The organism is Pseudomonas sp. VS40, from assembly GCF_018587885.1.
Taxonomy (GTDB): Bacteria; Pseudomonadota; Gammaproteobacteria; order Pseudomonadales; family Pseudomonadaceae; genus Aquipseudomonas; species Aquipseudomonas pergaminensis.
On record NZ_JAGYWD010000001.1, the window covers coordinates 1,096,603 to 1,111,896 of the forward strand.

General features: G+C 60.1%; 13 protein-coding genes and 1 rRNA gene. 7 read left to right on the forward strand and 7 right to left on the reverse strand.

Annotated elements, in window-relative coordinates; genetic code table 11:
- Positions 1–18: 18 nt before the first annotated feature.
- The 3 genes from KHP07_RS05040 (at position 19) to KHP07_RS05050 (ending at position 3,680) form a co-directional block, all read left to right on the forward strand.
- Entirely contained in the window at positions 19–1,719 is a 1,701-nt protein-coding gene (locus KHP07_RS05040; RefSeq protein ID WP_214496695.1) for an acid phosphatase, read from the forward strand.
- Between the two features lie 122 nt (positions 1,720–1,841).
- A complete protein-coding gene (locus KHP07_RS05045) occupies positions 1,842–3,011 on the forward strand; it encodes a hypothetical protein (RefSeq protein WP_214496696.1) in 1,170 nt (389 codons plus the stop codon).
- A gap of 147 nt (positions 3,012–3,158) precedes the next feature.
- The gene (locus KHP07_RS05050) at positions 3,159–3,680 is read left to right on the forward strand and encodes an SET domain-containing protein-lysine N-methyltransferase (RefSeq protein WP_099493960.1); all 522 of its coding nucleotides are present in this window, start codon (positions 3,159–3,161) and stop codon (positions 3,678–3,680) included.
- On the opposite strand, the gene can is transcribed toward KHP07_RS05050, so the two are convergent.
- Entirely contained in the window at positions 3,677–4,321 is a 645-nt protein-coding gene (can, locus tag KHP07_RS05055) for a carbonate dehydratase (protein WP_025856499.1), read from the reverse strand. The two genes, KHP07_RS05050 and can, sit on opposite strands and share 4 nt — an antisense overlap.
- A 154-nt stretch (positions 4,322–4,475) precedes the next feature.
- Between can and KHP07_RS05060 the strand changes: the two genes are divergently transcribed.
- Positions 4,476–4,880 (forward strand): hypothetical protein, encoded by a 405-nt coding sequence (locus tag KHP07_RS05060; RefSeq protein ID WP_028618685.1) that lies wholly within the window; start codon positions 4,476–4,478, stop codon positions 4,878–4,880.
- Between the two features lie 112 nt (positions 4,881–4,992).
- Here the strand turns inward: KHP07_RS05060 and rimI are convergent, their stop codons facing one another.
- Together rimI and KHP07_RS05070 are read right to left on the reverse strand one after the other, a co-directional pair.
- Complete coding sequence (gene rimI, locus KHP07_RS05065; RefSeq protein WP_003188286.1) at positions 4,993–5,445, reverse strand: ribosomal protein S18-alanine N-acetyltransferase; 453 nt, start codon at positions 5,443–5,445, stop codon at positions 4,993–4,995.
- Positions 5,438–6,184, reverse strand: a complete 747-nt coding sequence (locus KHP07_RS05070) for an energy transducer TonB (protein ID WP_214496705.1) — start codon at positions 6,182–6,184, stop codon at positions 5,438–5,440. The genes rimI and KHP07_RS05070 overlap by 8 nt, the downstream gene beginning before the upstream one ends.
- 187 nt (positions 6,185–6,371) lie before the next feature.
- Between KHP07_RS05070 and mksB the strand changes: the two genes are divergently transcribed.
- The 3 genes from mksB to mksF are packed head-to-tail and all read left to right on the forward strand — an operon-like array spanning position 6,372 to position 11,186.
- Positions 6,372–7,664 (forward strand): Mks condensin complex protein MksB, encoded by a 1,293-nt coding sequence (mksB, locus tag KHP07_RS05075; protein WP_078046732.1) that lies wholly within the window; start codon positions 6,372–6,374, stop codon positions 7,662–7,664.
- Complete coding sequence (mksE, locus tag KHP07_RS05080) at positions 7,654–8,361, forward strand: Mks condensin complex protein MksE (RefSeq protein ID WP_133074863.1); 708 nt, start codon at positions 7,654–7,656, stop codon at positions 8,359–8,361. Before mksB ends, mksE begins: the two co-directional genes overlap by 11 nt.
- Positions 8,358–11,186, forward strand: a complete 2,829-nt coding sequence (gene mksF, locus KHP07_RS05085; RefSeq protein WP_214496697.1) for an Mks condensin complex protein MksF — start codon at positions 8,358–8,360, stop codon at positions 11,184–11,186. Before mksE ends, mksF begins: the two co-directional genes overlap by 4 nt.
- A gap of 189 nt (positions 11,187–11,375) precedes the next feature.
- Here mksF and KHP07_RS05090 read toward each other — a convergent pair whose 3' ends face one another.
- From KHP07_RS05090 to rrf, 4 genes are all read right to left on the reverse strand, one after another.
- Positions 11,376–13,679: a PqiB family protein gene (locus KHP07_RS05090; RefSeq protein ID WP_078046729.1), complete on the reverse strand. Its 2,304-nt coding sequence runs from the start codon at positions 13,677–13,679 to the stop codon at positions 11,376–11,378.
- Positions 13,672–14,295: a paraquat-inducible protein A gene (locus tag KHP07_RS05095; RefSeq protein WP_034101913.1), complete on the reverse strand. Its 624-nt coding sequence runs from the start codon at positions 14,293–14,295 to the stop codon at positions 13,672–13,674. Before KHP07_RS05095 ends, KHP07_RS05090 begins: the two co-directional genes overlap by 8 nt.
- The gene (locus KHP07_RS05100) at positions 14,282–14,941 is read right to left on the reverse strand and encodes a paraquat-inducible protein A (protein WP_078046727.1); all 660 of its coding nucleotides are present in this window, start codon (positions 14,939–14,941) and stop codon (positions 14,282–14,284) included. Before KHP07_RS05100 ends, KHP07_RS05095 begins: the two co-directional genes overlap by 14 nt.
- A 159-nt stretch (positions 14,942–15,100) precedes the next feature.
- Positions 15,101–15,216: ribosomal RNA gene (gene rrf, locus KHP07_RS05105) — 5S ribosomal RNA — on the reverse strand.
- Positions 15,217–15,294: the final 78 nt, after the last annotated feature.

The window sequence follows — 15,294 nt, forward strand, 5'->3', positions numbered from 1 at the left end:
CGCCAAGGACTCCCCGCAATGAGTGACGAGCACGAAGACCGCCCTACCCCCGATTCCGCCGACCAACCGCCCGTAGATACCAGCCGTCGGCGTTTCCTGGGAGGCGCGGCGGTGTTGGGGGTCGGTGCGACCCTGAGTGGCTGCGGCAATACCGGCGAAGTACCGGGCAAGCCGGTGGCGCGGCCACTGACGCCGCAAGAGCTGGACAAGGCCTTGCACGACCAGGTGAAAACCGTGGTGGTGATCTATGCCGAGAACCGCAGCTTCAACAATTTGTTTGCAGATTTCCCCGGTGTAGAGAAACCACTGTCGGCCCTTTCTGTCGCTGACGTCCAGCAACGCGACCGCGACGGCAGTGTGCTGTCCACCCTGCCTCCCACCTGGGGCGGCGTGTTGCAAGTCGGCCCGCAAACGGTGGACGGGGTGACCTACCCCAGCGAGGTGCAATTCCAGGAAAACCTGCCCAACGCGCCGTTCGCCCTCAAGGGGCCCAACGGCGAAGACCTGCCCCTGAGCCTGGTCACCCGCGATTTGTGGCACGTGTTCTACCAGAACCAGATGCAGATCAATGGCGGCAAGAACGACGGTTTCGTTGCCTGGGCGGACTCCGGTGGCCTGGTGATGGGGCACTACGCCCAGAGCCGGTACTCCCTGCGCCTGTGGGACGTCGCCAAAGAGTTTGTGCTGTGCGATAACTTCTTCCAGGGTGCGTTCGGTGGCTCGTTCCTCAACCATCAATACCTGATCAGCGCCACCGCACCGTTTTACCCGAATGCCGCGCAATCGGTGGCCAAGGCGCAGATCGCCACGCTGCAAAGCGATGACCCCACCGACCCGCGCCTCAAGCCGCTGGACAAGTCCCCGGCCAGCGCGATGACCGGCCCGCCACAGTTCGGCCCTAGTGCGTTGACCCCGGACGGTTACGGCGTGAACACCCTGGCGCCGCCTTACTGGCCGACCTGGATCCGCGACCCGGAAAACCCGGATTACTCCAAACCCGACCTGCCCAACGTGCTGGTGCCACAAACCCACGAGCACATCGGTGACAAGCTGTCGAAAAAGAATGTCGACTGGGCCTGGTACGCCGGCGCGTGGCAAGCCACCTTGGAGCAGTTCAAGGACTCGGGCGGCATTCCGAAGATTCCTAACTTCCAGTATCACCACCAGCCATTCAACTACTTCAAGCAGCAGGGTCCGGAAAATCGCGCCGAGCGTGACAAGCGCCTGCGCGATGGTGGTTTGGGGGATGAGTCGAGCACCAACAAGTTCTTCGCCGACGCCCAAGCCGGCAAACTGCCCGCGGTGACCTTCTACAAGCCTCAAGGCAACCTGAACATGCACGCCGGTTATGCCGACGTGGCCTCTGGCGACCGCCATATCGCCCGCGCCCTGAAAGTGCTGCAAGAGAGCCCGCAGTGGAAAAACATGGTGGTGGTGGTGACCGTCGATGAAAACGGCGGCTGGTGGGACCACGTGGCCCCACCCAAGGGCGACCGCTGGGGACCGGGCACACGGGTCCCGGCGATTGTGGTGTCGCCGTTCGCACGCAAAGGCACGGTGGACCATACGGTGTACGACACTGCCTCGATCCTGCGGTTGATCACCCGGGTGTTCCAGCTGGAGACCTTGGACGGCCTCAAGCAGCGGGATGACGCCATGATCGCTCGTGGCCAGAAGCCCATGGGTGACTTGAGCAATGCCTTGCAATTCAACCTGTAGGTTTTCTTATCCAATAGCGACACGCCGGGTGATTTAGTGCGCGGCTTTCCTGGTCAGCCGCTACTGTGTGGAGGTGGGCTTTCATCCCGCGCAGACGGGCTTTCGCTGACAAGGAAACAATCATGTTTAAACCGACCAGGCTGTCCTTCACCCTGGCCGCACTGATGGCGAGTGCGGTCGTACAGGCCGACATCGAGGTGCCGTTGGGGAACACACAGCGTGTGACCCAACTGTTCGCCTACCCCAATAACTGCAACGTGATCTGCTTTCGGCCATGGACGCTGGAACAGACTGCCGAGCACTATCTGAACCAGAGCCTGCAACGGGATGGATACAGTCGGGCGAAAGTCAGCGTCAAGACCCGTGACGGGCAAGTATCCGCCACGTTCAGCGGGGTTCCGGAGAGCTATGGCCAACCCCTGACCACGTTGCTCAATACCGCCGATCTGGCCTACCAGGGCGCCAGCAAGCTCAACAGCGATGGCAAGTGGGCCTATAACTGGTACCTGTTCCTGCCGCTGGGCATGGCCCTGGAAAACCGAAAAAGCATCGAGCTGCTGCATTTCCCGCCGGATTATTCCCTGACCCAGGCCCAGGATTACCTGGAATCGGCCACCACCGACCGCTGGGCCACCTTGCTCACGGATAACGGCATCCCGGCCACCGAAACCCCGGCTTACCAGACCATCATCGATATCGCGCCCATTGCCGCGCCATCCAACGCAGGCAAGGACCTGGAAACCGTCTACAGCTATTTCACCGATTACCAGACGCGCATGGTCCAGGAACTGAGCCTGTCGGCCAAAGGCGCTTTGCCCATGGTTGCGTTCGGCGCGCCGGTGCGCAGCTGGATCAAGCAGCAATACGGGCAGACCGTGAACGTGCTGAGCCTGGCGCAGATCAGCCCGACACCGGGCCAAAACGTGTCGGTGCTGGGCGCTAACCACCCAAGTTACATTTGGTATGCCGCAAGCCCCGACACCTACGACGGTAACGAGCAGAAAGCCGATGAGGCCGGTTTGAAGGTGATGGGCCAGGATCTGAGCGCCGCGTGCTGGCAGGCCGGGATGGGCCAGAAACCAGCAAGCGATCCGAATGTATTGCTCAAGGCATGCATGAACACCTGGCAAGTCACACGCAAGGAGCAGACCTGTGAGTTGTTTTATACCTCGGTGCGCAACTTGTCCCCGGAGGAGGCAAACGCAAAATGCGCCACGCCCGCCATCAAGACGCAGTTGAAACAACTCAAGAATGCCGCCCCCACCCCAGCCATTGCGGCCCCGGCGTTGTAGTTCGCACAAAAAACCGTCGATTTCTACTGTCAACATTGACAGTAGAAATCGGCACCATCTTCAGCGAGTCTTGAGCGGCGTACATCAGCTGCAAGACCGGTAGTCAGACACCACCCGCAGGTCGATGCAGCCTAAACCAGGAGAGTTATGAAAACTCAGGCCATGGATAAGGCTAAAACTGCTGTGAGTGACTGCCTTTACCCTTTCAAGTCCACGCTCGGACCGGGCTACCCTTCGGTCGAGCAATTCGAAGTGGTGCAGAACATTGAAGGCGTGGGGGTCGGAATCAAGGCACGCACGGCCTTTGACAGCCGTGTGTGCATCGCCAAAATCTCTGGCTATGCCCTGAACGAGCGACGCCTGCACACCTTGCAGCTATCGTCGCGCACCCACCTCTACGACTGTTGGTTCAGTGGCCTGTTTTCACATTCATGCAAACCGAATGTGTTTCTCGACCTGCACTATCTGGAGGTCTGGACCCTGCGGGACATCCGTCCAGGCGAGCTGCTGAGCATGGATTACACCATGACCGAAGACGTGCTGTTCCGGCAGTTCGCTTGCCAATGCGGCGAGCTGAACTGCAGGGGCTGGATTACCGGTCACGACGAGCTGCTAAGCGCCGAGGGCCAGGCGTTCATGGCCCAGTGGCGCGAGCGCAAACGCCCTTAGGCTTCACCCAGCGGGCGCAGGCGATATTGCGGCGGCAACTGCTCGAAACCACTGATGGTGGTGTTCAAGCTCTTCCAGCGGCCATCCTTGATGCCGTAGATGCAGCCATGGATCGACAGGCTCTGCCCACGGTGCCAGGCGTTTTGCACAATGCTGGTGTGACCGACGTTGGCCACTTGCTGGATCACGTTCAACTCGCACAGGCGGTCGACGCGCTCTTCTTCCGTCGGCAGCTGGGCCAACACGTCGCGGTTTTCGTAGTAGAGGTCACGAATGGTGCGCAACCAGCCATCGATCAGGCCGAACTGACGGTCTTGCATCGACGCGCGCACGCCGCCACAGCCATAGTGGCCGGTGACCAGGATGTGTTTGACCTTGAGCACGTCCACTGCGTACTGGATCACCGACAGGCAGTTGAGGTCGGTGTGCAGCACCACGTTGGCCACGTTACGGTGTACGAACAGATCACCGGGCAGCATGCCGACGATCTCGTTGGCCGGTACCCGTGCGTCGGAACAGCCGATCCACAGGTATTCCGGGGTTTGCTGGCGGGCGAGCTTGGCGAAGAATTCGGGATCTTCCTGTTTGATCGCGTCCGCCCAGCGTTCGTTGTTATCAAGCAGGTCTTGTAGTTCGTTCATCAGGGAAAGCCTCAGGAATGATGCGCAGTTTTGTGACTGACAACCCCACGTCCAGGTCACGCCCTGCCGGTGAATAACAAGCGTGAATTAGCTTGAATCTTTGGGCCGCCCAGCCTGTCCACACACTATAAGCCCCACAGTATGAGGATTGGCCATGACTGAATCACGACGTCCCTACGGCGCTACGCAGCCTGAACCCATAGATGACAATGAGGACCGCATGGGCTCGATGCGCGAACTGGATTTTGACGAAGAAGAACCGACGGCGGAGATCGGCGATGAGATCCCTCGTCGCGAACGTGAACACCGAATGCCCGACGAACGGGTGCGTGAAGCAGGTCTCACCGGCGCGTCCACAGATGATCACGAGCCGACTGATGATGATTTAAGTCCGGAAACGTTGATCCGTGAGGATGGTGCGCGCGATGCCCGTGAAGAAGGCGAGGATAACCCGGCGGATTACGACCTGAGCATCGTCGATGAAGATGAAATTGGCGGGGGTACTGGGTTGGATGAGGCCGAACTGGCGGATATCGACCCGATAGACGGTAAACCCTGATACACCTTCGCCCAGACTATTAACCCCGGCCTGTAGGAGCCTGGCTTGCCGGCGATGGCGATCTCGAGGACGCCATCGCCGGCAAGCCGGCTCCTACGGTTTTGGACGGTGTTTAATCGACCAGGGTGCAGGCCATCACGACCGCATCTTCGCGGCCACCGACGGCGGGGTAATAGTCGCGCCGGCGGCCAATTTCATTGAAGCCATAGCGCTCATACAGGCGAAACGCGCCGGTATTGCTGTCGCGCACTTCCAGGAAGCATTCACGGGCATTGGCGGCATAGGCGCGGGACATCAGATGTTCCAGCAACGCCAGGCCGAGGCCGCGGCCCTGGTTTTCCGGTTTCACGGTGATATTCAGCAGGTGAGCCTCGTCGAGGATGATCTGCACCACGCCATGCCCCACCTGCTGTTCACCTTCAAACATCAGCCAGATCTGGTACTTGCCCAACCCGTCGAGAAATATCCCACGGGTCCAGGGGTGGCTGAACGCCGCGTATTCGATTTTCAGCACGGCGTCGAGGTCGGCCTCGGTCATCGGGCGGAAGGATAAAGCCTCACTCATCGGTCGTTTTCCAGCGCGCCATCAGCCGGCGCATGGCTTGCCAGACATCAGCCTTACGCTGTGGCTCTTCCATTAATAATTCCAGGCCCGGCAGGGCCCATACCGAGCCCAGGCTTTCGACCTGGAGCTCGCGGTACCAGGCTTCGGCGTTGGCTTCGCCGGCAAATCGCACGGCGGGCAGGCCGATCAGCCACAGGCACACACAGGGTTCGTCTTCCAGGCGCGCCGATACAAAGCCTTGCACAAAATCCCTCGCGGCTTCCGGGCCCTGGTCCATGTTGCCGCGCACCAGCAGCGGCCAGCGCACCGGGTCGCCGACGATTTGCGGGCTGTCGGGCAGGCCGGCGGCACGCAGCATGTCTTTTAGCAGCATGTAGGCGGGGTCGCGGGTCTGGAAGCGTTCGCCGGTCGGCAACTCCACCAGCAGCAGGCAGCGCCCGGCCCGCAGCAATTGCAGGGCAAAACGCGGTGGCGGTACCACCGGGGCCTTGACCACCGGCGCGGCCTCTTCGACCACCTTGGCCGCCTTGGTGACTGGCGCGGGACGCGGCACTTCGATCTTCGCCCGTTCTACCACCGGGCGCGTTTGCGGGGTGGGCTCGACCACCGCCACGGGCGCGGCCGCCTCTTCCCCCGACGACTCGAACGCCTCGTAGGGCTCAAGCGCCTGCAACAGCTCCGGCCGCGACGGCGCGGCAAACGGCAGTTCGGTGCGGGGCAGCCAGTTGACCACCTGCATGGCGGTCAAGTAAGCGCGACGTCGGGACTCGATAAGCACAGCTCGGCCACTTGTGGATAACTAAAGAGCGGGGATTCTACCGCTGTTCGGTAACAATCGCCCACTGCGTACTGACCGGCTGTGGATAAATCCCGCGTCCGATGCAGTACAATCGCGACTTTTAATCGCCAACCAGCCGGCCATTCCCATGATCGAACCCAAGCGCGTCCTGCGCGCCCTCGCCGAACACTGGGCCTTACTTGAGCCACTGTGCGAACACTTCGACCAAGGCACCCTGAGCCTGGGCGAGCTGCGCGCACAACTGGCCGCCCAACAACTGGACAGCACGCCCCAGGACATCACCAGCCTGCTGGACGTGTGGATTCGCCTGGATATCCTGGTGCCTGTCGCCAAGAGCCCGAACCGATTCGAGCTCAATGCGCAGATCCACGACTTCCTGGCCTATCTTCGCAAGGAGCACCGGCTTGGCCTGTGCCTGGAAATCGAAGCCTACCTGCGCCACCTTGAGCGCCTGGCCGGTTATATCCAGGACGCCTTCGACATCCGTGATGGCCACGACCTGGCCCGCCAGCTGCGCCTGCTGGATATGCGCGTGCGCGACGTGCTGAAAAAGCTCGCCAACGACGAGCAGGCCCTCGCCGCCGTGGCCGACCGGGCCAAGACCAGCGATCGGCAGATCCCGCTGCGCCAGCGTTATGCCGAGGTATTGGCGACCTGGGACGAATACGTCGAACCCATGATCCAATTGGTGAACGCCGACGGCGCCTTCGAGCAAGGCGTGCGCAAGGTAGAAAACGTGCTGCTGCGCATGCTCACCGAGCAACAGCGCCTCGGCCACTTGGTGGACGACGACATGCTGCTGCGCACCCACGCACGCATCCTCGAAATGCAGACCAGCGCCCAACTGACCCTGCGCCATGCTCGCGAGCTGTTGCTGCCGCTGCGCGAAGAAGCGCGCCGGCACAACGCCGTGACCCGTGGCGCGGCGCTGGCCTTGTCGGCCATCCGCCGCAAGGGCCTGGACGCGGTGCCGCAAGCGGCGATGCCGATGTTCACCCGGCCGCAAAGTACCTTTCTCGGCAGTGCCAGCCAAGTCGAGGCGTACGTGTATGCCCTGGCGAATTTCGAGCCGAAACCGGCACGTTTCCCCAAGGCGCACAAATCCCACAAGGGCGACGCCCAGCGCGCACCGCGCACGGTCAAGGAGATGCTCGAGCGTTGCGAAGACGCACTGCCGATGCCAGACCTGATGACTTGGTTACTGGAGCAGGAACCGGACGGCGCCACCGACGAATTGCTGTACTGGTTCTCACGGCTGTCTCGCGAAAAACGCTTCAAGCGCGAACGCCTGGAGCGTCGCGATTACCACACACACGAGCACCAGGTCAGCCTGCGCTCGTTCGCCCTGCTCCCGGCCACGCCCGACGCCGCCGAGAATTCTGCGAGCACCGCTTCTGTAAGGACTTCGCATGCATCTTGATCTATCCGAACTGTCCCAGCTGGCGCCGATCTTTCGCGAGCTGTTCAAGGGTTACCACGTCAGCCGCCGCGACCCGGAGCTGTACGCGCAACTGTCGAACTTCCAGGACCAGTACCGCACGCTGTTCAGGGCCTTGGGCTTTGAGCTGGTCTGCGATACACGGGGTTTCTACTATTTCGTGCCGGACTCCGCCATCGCCAGCGCGCAGGTGAACAAGACCGCCCAGCGCCTGGCACTGTTTACCTTCATCATCGTCGAGCACTTGGCCGACCAAGGCCGCGACCCGATTGCCGTGCTCGACGGTGGCAGCCTGGGCCGTGATGAGTTGCCGTCGCTGCTGGAGAAGTACCGCGACCTGTTTATCCAGGCCGAGGTGCAGACCCAGGAAGAACTCGAAGAAAAAATCATGCGCCGCATGACCCAGCTGGGTTTTGCCAGCGAAGACAACGGTATCTATCGCTTCCTGCCGCCCATGCACCGTTTCCTCGATGTGTGCCTGTCGGTGCAGCAAGACCGCGACCTGGCGGCCAGCGTGCACAGCGTGTTGCCGCTGCCGGCACCGGTGATCATCGACGAAGACAGCGATGAGAAGCTGCTGAAAACCGATGACCCACTCGACTTGAGCGACTTCGCGGATGAAAGCGAAGAAGACGCACTGGCCCGTGCGATTGCCGAAGAACAGGAGACCGATGCATGAGCAAGGAACGCTACGGCATCCGCCGCTTCGCCCTATTGAACACGGCCGGTTACAGTCTGGGTTTGTTCCCGCTGGAAGAACCGCTGTCGGTGTATGGCGCGAACAACCTGGGTAAATCCGCGTCGATCAACGCCTTGCAGTTCCCGATCCTGGCGCGCATGTCGGACATGAGTTTCGGCAAGTACACCCTGGAACAATCGCGGCGCTTCTACTTCGCCACCGACACCAGCTACATCCTTGTCGAAGTCTCCCTGCCCCACGGCCCGCACGTGATCGGCGTGGTCGGGCGCGGCCCGGGCGGTGGTTTCGGTCACCAGTTCTTTGCCTATGCCGGCAAGTTGGACCTGGCTCACTACCAGAAGAATGACACCTGCCTGCGCCAGAAAGAGCTGTTCACCAACCTGGAGCGCGAAGGCCTGAAAGCCTACGAACTCAAGCCGGATGAACTGCGCCGTTTGCTGGTGGGCGGCCATACGTCGATCCCGCTGGACCTGACGTTGATCCCGCTGCGTTCCACCAGCGAGCAGAGCCTGAAGACCTTCCGCGCGCTGTTTATCAACCTGCTGCACATGCGCGAAATCACTGCGGCCAAGCTCAAGCAATTGTTTCTCGATGCCTTCGAACACAGCTTGCGTTCCGGCAGTGTCGATTACATCGCCGCGTGCGAAGAAGCCTTCCGCGATGTAAGGCGCATGGAACAGGACTACAACTCCCTGGTCGCCGCCGGCCCGCTGGTAGAAGCGCTGTCCAATGGTGTTCGCCAGCGCGACGTGTTGCGCGGTAAATTGCATCGCCTGTCGCCGCTGCTGGATTCGTTGCTGGGCACCTGGTCGGACTACGCCAGTGCACGCAAGGAAGAGCTGACCATCCAGGCCGAGCACTACCGCAACGAGCAGGACGCACTGCAGAACGACCAACGCGGCGGCACTCAGGAGCTGATGCGCCTGGAGCGTGAGATCAGCGGTATCCAACGCTGGTTGGGCGAACTGTCGGTGCTCAAGCACCGCTTTGCGTTGGTGGATGACGTGAAGGTGCTGGAGCAACAACTGCTGGCAGCCAAGGACGCGCACGATGAACTGGCGGGCGCGCTGGCGCAGTCGCGGCAGTTCAGCGCCGAGGATCTGGACGAGCGTTTGCGCGACCTTGAAAAGCGCTTGAAGTCGGTCAAGCAGCAACTCGACCACGCTGACAACAACAGCTATGCCAAGCTGCGGGAAGAGTTCTCGCAGCAGGACGTCGAACGTCTGATGCGCCTGTTCAACAGTTCGTTGTTCAGCCTGCCATTGGGCGAGCATGGCATCACGCTGGACGAGGATGGCCAGTGGGTCAAATCCCTGGAGCAGATCCTCGATGGCTTCAAGGGCGAGCGTTTTGAAGTGCCGGGGCTGTCCATCGACATTTCCCACATTGAGCCGCCAGCCTTGCAGGCCTTGGCGGATCGTGCGGCATTGCGCGACCAGAAAGAGCGCCTGGAAAAAGAACTCAAGCAGCTGAAAACCCAGCAGGCCGTCGCGTCTGACCGTGCCGCGAGCAAGACCCAGACTGAAGCGCTGTACCAGCAAGTGCTGGATGCGCAGAAGGCCCTTGAAGACTTCCGCCGTACCCAAACCCTGAGCGCGGAGGAAGGCGAGAAGCTGGAAAACCTGGCGCAGATGGAAGCGGCGCAGGATGAGTTGAAGCGCTCCAGTGATGCCTTCACTGAACGCGTCCAGCAACTGTCGGCCAAGCTGCAACTGGTCGGCCGTCAGATCGGCGACATGGAAGCCAAGCAGCGCACGCTGGATGATGCGTTGCGCCGTCGTCAGCTGTTGCCGGCAGACCTGCCGTTCGGTACACCCTTCATGGACCCGGTAGACGACTCCATGGACAACCTGCTGCCGCTGCTCAACGACTACCAGGACAGCTGGCAAGGCTTGCTGCGCGCCGATGGCCAGATTGAAGCGCTGTATGCACAGGTGCGCCTCAAGGGCGTGGCCAAGTTCGACAGCGAGGATGATGTTGAGCGTCGCCTGCAGTTGCTGATCAACGCTTATGCACACCGCACTGACGAGGCCCTGACCCTGGGCAAGGCACGTCGCGCGGCGGTGACCGACATTGCGCGGACCCTGCGTAATATCCGCAGTGACTACGACAGCCTCGAGCACCAATTGGCGTTGTTCAACCGCGAGATCAACAAGCGTCAGGTCTCTAACCTGCAAAGCTTCCGCATCGTGCTGGCGCCGAACAAAGAAGCCCTCAAGCATATCGACCAGATCATCCACAGTGCCGGTCAGTATGAAGAAGGCGAAACCCTCTCGGTGTTCGACCTCAGCCAGAGCGCCGAGCAGGACAACAAGAACGAAGAAGCCAAGGAATACCTGGCGCGCCTAGTGGCCGCCAACCATAACCAGTTGGGCCTCAAGGACTTGTTCGAGCTGGCGTTCGAGATCACCAAGGTACATGGCCAACCGGTGACCCACACCGACATCGATGGTGCCGCATCCAACGGCACCACCATGACCATCAAGGCGCTGACCAACATGTACTTGTTGCTGCACTTGATGGACCGCGACCAGGCCGGGCGTGTGCGTTTGCCGTACTACCTCGACGAAGCTGCGGACATCGACGAGAAAAACCAGGCGGCGCTGCTGGAAACCAGTTTGCAACTGGGCTTCGTGCCAATCCTGGCCAGTGTGAAACCGCAGGTGTCCGCCCAAGTGGCGATCGACCTGGAAGGTGGCAGTGGGCCGAACGGCATCTATATCGATGAGGCGGACTGGAAGTACATCCGTCGTCACGATGTGGTGAAGGCGACGATGAATGAGCCGGAGTTGGACGAGGTTTAATCCACGACGCTGAAATATGAAAAGGCCGCGATCTTATGGATCGCGGCCTTTTTTATGGGTTTGAATAGTATGGTGCTTTTGAGGGCCTCTTCGCGGGCAAGCCCGGCTCCCACAGTTGACCGAGTTTTTCCCTGTAGGAATGCGGTCGAGTGAGGAAGCCGGGCTTGCCCGCGATGGCCACGCCTCGGCCTATTTGCCGAGCGGGATTTTAGGCGCCCACGTCAGCCATTCATCTTCAAACTTGTCGAACAGCGGGAAGGTTTGTTGTGGCCTGGCGGCATTGCCCATGCGCTCGCCGTCCGGTGTCGCGAAGGCGATGCCACCGGCAACCAACGTCTCCAGGGACTCAGTACGCACGGTAGCGCCTTTGAACAGACCGAAGTCGAGGCCAAAGCCACTGGTGTTCCAGAAGCGACTGCCGCTGCGCACGAGGGGTGCGTACTTGGGTTCGATCAAAATATGGATCAGGACACGGTCAGCGGTTTGGCCCAACTCATAGCCTGTCACCTTGCCCACGGTGACTTCGCGGTAGGTGACCGGTACGCCTTCCTTCAGCGAGCCACGGCGTGCGGCGCTGAGTGTCAGGCTCAGGCCAGCTTCCTGGTGGACGGCCTCGGGAGGCTGGTCCAGCGCGACAAAACTCTTTTGCGGGCCGGCGTTTTTCGCGGCCGGTTGCACTTCGATGTATTGCCCGGTGACCAGGGTTTCCAGGTTGGAGGTTTTCATCAGGCCCAACTCGGGCTTGACCACCCAGAACTGGCTGCCGACGCGGGCGATGCGGTCCGCTACCTGGGTGATACGCGCACTGAGCAATACCGACTGCATGTCGGCACTGAGGTCAACACTTTCAATCTTGCCCACGTCCAGGCCTTTGAAGCGCACCGGTGTGCCAGGACGCATGCCGTCGGCGCGGTTGACCTTGATGGTCACCAGGGTACCGTGTTGGTTGGCGGCTTCGCGGTCGGCAAACAGGCGGAAACGTGGGATGCGTTTTTTCAACGGAACGTTGGGCTCCGGCGTTTCGAAGGCGATGCCGCCGGCCATCAGGCTGGCCAGGGATTCACTCTTCACCTGAATGCCGCCAGTGAGGCCGCCGGTCAGGGTGACGCCGCTGGCATTCCAAAAGCGCGTCGAGCCATTGACCAGGTTTTCGTATTCCTTCTCGATGTGAACGCCGATCACCAATTGCTTGTTCTTGCGCGAGAACTGGTAGCTCTGCACCGAGCCGACCTTGACCTGTTTGTAGAGGATCGGGCTGCCGACATCCAGGGAACCGAGGTTGTCGGTGAACAGCACCATGTGCAGGCCTGGAGAACGCAGATCCAACGGTGGTGCTTTGGCGCGCGCGACGAATTCACGCTGGGGAGCGCTGCCTTTGTCACCCGGGCGAATGGCGATGTAGTTACCTTTGACCAACGCTTCAAGCCCGGTGATGCCTGCCAGGGAGATGGAAGGCTTGACGACCCAGAACTGGGTATCTTGCACCAGGTAATCTTCGGCCAGCGGGTCGAGGGTCAGCTCCGCGTTGGCGCTGGACAGGTCCGGATCAATCTTCAGGGTTTTCAGGCTGCCAACCTGGATGCCTTTGTACATCACAGGTGTGCGACCGGCCTGCAGGCCTTCGAAGTCGGTGAGCTTGACCTTGACCTTGATACCGGCCGCAGCGGCGTCGAAATCTTCGTAGAGCCGAAATGGCAGGCTCGGGTCAGTGGGTGGGCTGTCCTTGCGGTTCTCTGGCGTGGCGAAGGCAATGCCGCCGGCGACGATACTGGAGAGGGACTCACTGCGGACTTTCACGCCGGAAAGGTTGGCGTCGATGCTGATGCCGCTGGCGTTCCAGAAACGCGTGTGTTTGCGCACCAGGCTGGCGTAGGTCGGTTCGATATAGACTTTGATCTCGACAGTGCTCTGGTCTTCGGAGAGCAGATAGCTTTTGACCTGGCCCACTTGAATCTGCTTGTAGAACACCGGACTGCCACGGTTGAGGGAGCCGAGTCGGTCGGCCTTGATCGTCAGGTGCAAGCCTGGCTTGGCGTCAGATAAGGGCGGCTCTTCGGAGAGTGCCTTGAATTTGCGCGTGGGCTCACCGTCGCCTGGGCTGGCGGCGATGTAATTACCCGAAACCAGGGTTTCCAGGCCGGTGATGCCGGCGAGGCTGACGCTCGGTTTGACCAGCCAGAAGCGGGTGTTGGTCTTGAGGTATTGTTCGACGTCCTTGTTCATCTCGATGGTCGCAATCACCCCGCGATTGTTACCTTCATCGTCCAAGGCCAGGGCCTTGACCTTACCCACCGGCATGCCTTTATAGACCACTTCGGTTTTGTTGACCTGGATACCTTCGCCGCTTTCAAAGCGTACCTGGATATCGATGCCCTGCTGGGAATAGGCACGCCACCCCAGCCAGCCACCGATGATCAGGGCAATCAGGGGCAACACCCAAATAGCCGACCAGTTGGAGGCTGGGCGGGTTTTAGCTTTAGGCAAATCACTCATGGTCGTCGTCCGACTCCGTGTTATCCCAAATCAGTCGGGGATCGAAAGTTACTGCGGCAAGCATCGTCAAGATCACCACACTGGCGAACGCTGCAGCGCCGAGATTGGCCTCGACACTGGCAAGTCGCCCAAAGTTTACAACCGCCACCAGGATGGCGATCACGAAGATATCCAGCATGGACCAGCGGCCAATGAATTCGATAAAGCGGTACATCACGATGCGTTGTTGCGCGGATAGCGGCTGGTGACGCTGCACCGAGAACAGTAGCAGACCGATGCCTACCAGTTTGAACGTCGGCACGAGGATACTGGCAATAAACACGACAGCCGCAATAGGAAACATACCGTGCTGCACCAGTTGGATCACCCCGGCCATGATCGTACTGGGATCACCCTGCCCGAGGGAGTTGATGGTCATGATAGGCAACAGGTTAGCGGGGATATACAGAATAGCTGCCGTGATCAGCAACGCCCAGGTGCGGGTGAGGCTGTTGGGACGGCGGGCATGGATCAGCGCACCACAACGGGTACAGGTTTGCTCGTCGGTATCCGGTTCTTGCTTGTTTAATTCATGGCATTCGGTACAAATCAGAATGCCCGCATCAATCGCCCGCATGATCATCCTCTCCTGACAACGCTTGCCAGATCTGGTGGGGCGACATCACCACCTCAAGTAACACTTGAACCATTAGCAGGCTGACGAAGCAGACCAGACCCAGGCCAACAGTGATGGACGCCATGTCGGCAAGTTTCACGATCGCCACCAGCACGCCCATCAAGTAAACCTCCAACATCCCCCAATCTTTCATGTGATGGTAGATGCGGTACAGCAGCAGTCCATAACTGCGGCCGACCTTCCAGCGGATGCTGAGTAGCACTGCCAATTGGCAAAGCAGCTTTAGCAAGGGGATACCCATGCTGCACAGGAAGACAACCGCAGCGACGCCCTGCATGCCTGTATCGAACAGACCGACGACGCCGCTCCACACGGTGTCTTCAGAAGACTGCCCGAGTAGATTGAGCTGCATGATGGGTAGAAAGTTCGCAGGGATGTACAACAGCAGTGCAGCCAGAACCAAGGCGAGACTTCGCTCAACGACATTGTGACGGTGAGCATAAAGCTCGTAACCGCAACGGGGGCATTGGGCTTTTTCGCCAAGGGCGAGCACTGGTTTGCGCATCAGCAAGTCGCACTCATGGCATGCCACCAGGTCGTCCAGTGGTAAATCCGATACCTCAAGGGCATCAACCGGATCGGACATAAGTAGGGCTCGGACTCTAAAAAAGGTTAGGTGCCTATTCTAGTGTTCTGGTTCAGAAATAACTGTGCAAATTTGTCGGGGGGGATTCGCGCTGATTGAGTTTTCGACCGCCCAAAACAAAACCCCATCTGCTTTCGCAAATGGGGTTTCGGAATTTAATCTTGACGATGACCTACTCTCACATGGGGAAACCCCACACTACCATCGGCGATGCATCGTTTCACTACTGAGTTCGGGATGGGATCAGGTGGTTCCAATGCTCTATGGTCGTCAAGAAATTCGGGTACTGAGTCGTGGCCAGCTGGCCTCGCTTCAGCAAATTGGGTATGTGATAGCTTTCGGTGTTTTGTGAA

What these genes read in the sequence shown, in the direction of transcription:
- KHP07_RS05095 (WP_034101913.1), bottom strand. Translation starts at nt 14,295, where the DNA reads ATGCGGGCGATTGATGCGGGCATTCTGATTTGTACCGAATGCCATGAA.
- KHP07_RS05045 (WP_214496696.1), top strand. Translation starts at nt 1,842, where the DNA reads ATGTTTAAACCGACCAGGCTGTCCTTCACCCTGGCCGCACTGATGGCG.
- KHP07_RS05100 (WP_078046727.1), bottom strand. Translation starts at nt 14,941, where the DNA reads ATGTCCGATCCGGTTGATGCCCTTGAGGTATCGGATTTACCACTGGAC.
- mksF (WP_214496697.1), top strand. Translation starts at nt 8,358, where the DNA reads ATGAGCAAGGAACGCTACGGCATCCGCCGCTTCGCCCTATTGAACACG.
- KHP07_RS05090 (WP_078046729.1), bottom strand. Translation starts at nt 13,679, where the DNA reads ATGAGTGATTTGCCTAAAGCTAAAACCCGCCCAGCCTCCAACTGGTCG.
- KHP07_RS05070 (WP_214496705.1), bottom strand. Translation starts at nt 6,184, where the DNA reads ATGCAGGTGGTCAACTGGCTGCCCCGCACCGAACTGCCGTTTGCCGCG.
- mksE (WP_133074863.1), top strand. Translation starts at nt 7,654, where the DNA reads ATGCATCTTGATCTATCCGAACTGTCCCAGCTGGCGCCGATCTTTCGC.
- can (WP_025856499.1), bottom strand. Translation starts at nt 4,321, where the DNA reads ATGAACGAACTACAAGACCTGCTTGATAACAACGAACGCTGGGCGGAC.
- rimI (WP_003188286.1), bottom strand. Translation starts at nt 5,445, where the DNA reads ATGAGTGAGGCTTTATCCTTCCGCCCGATGACCGAGGCCGACCTCGAC.
- mksB (WP_078046732.1), top strand. Translation starts at nt 6,372, where the DNA reads ATGATCGAACCCAAGCGCGTCCTGCGCGCCCTCGCCGAACACTGGGCC.
- KHP07_RS05040 (WP_214496695.1), top strand. Translation starts at nt 19, where the DNA reads ATGAGTGACGAGCACGAAGACCGCCCTACCCCCGATTCCGCCGACCAA.
- KHP07_RS05050 (WP_099493960.1), top strand. Translation starts at nt 3,159, where the DNA reads ATGAAAACTCAGGCCATGGATAAGGCTAAAACTGCTGTGAGTGACTGC.
- KHP07_RS05060 (WP_028618685.1), top strand. Translation starts at nt 4,476, where the DNA reads ATGACTGAATCACGACGTCCCTACGGCGCTACGCAGCCTGAACCCATA.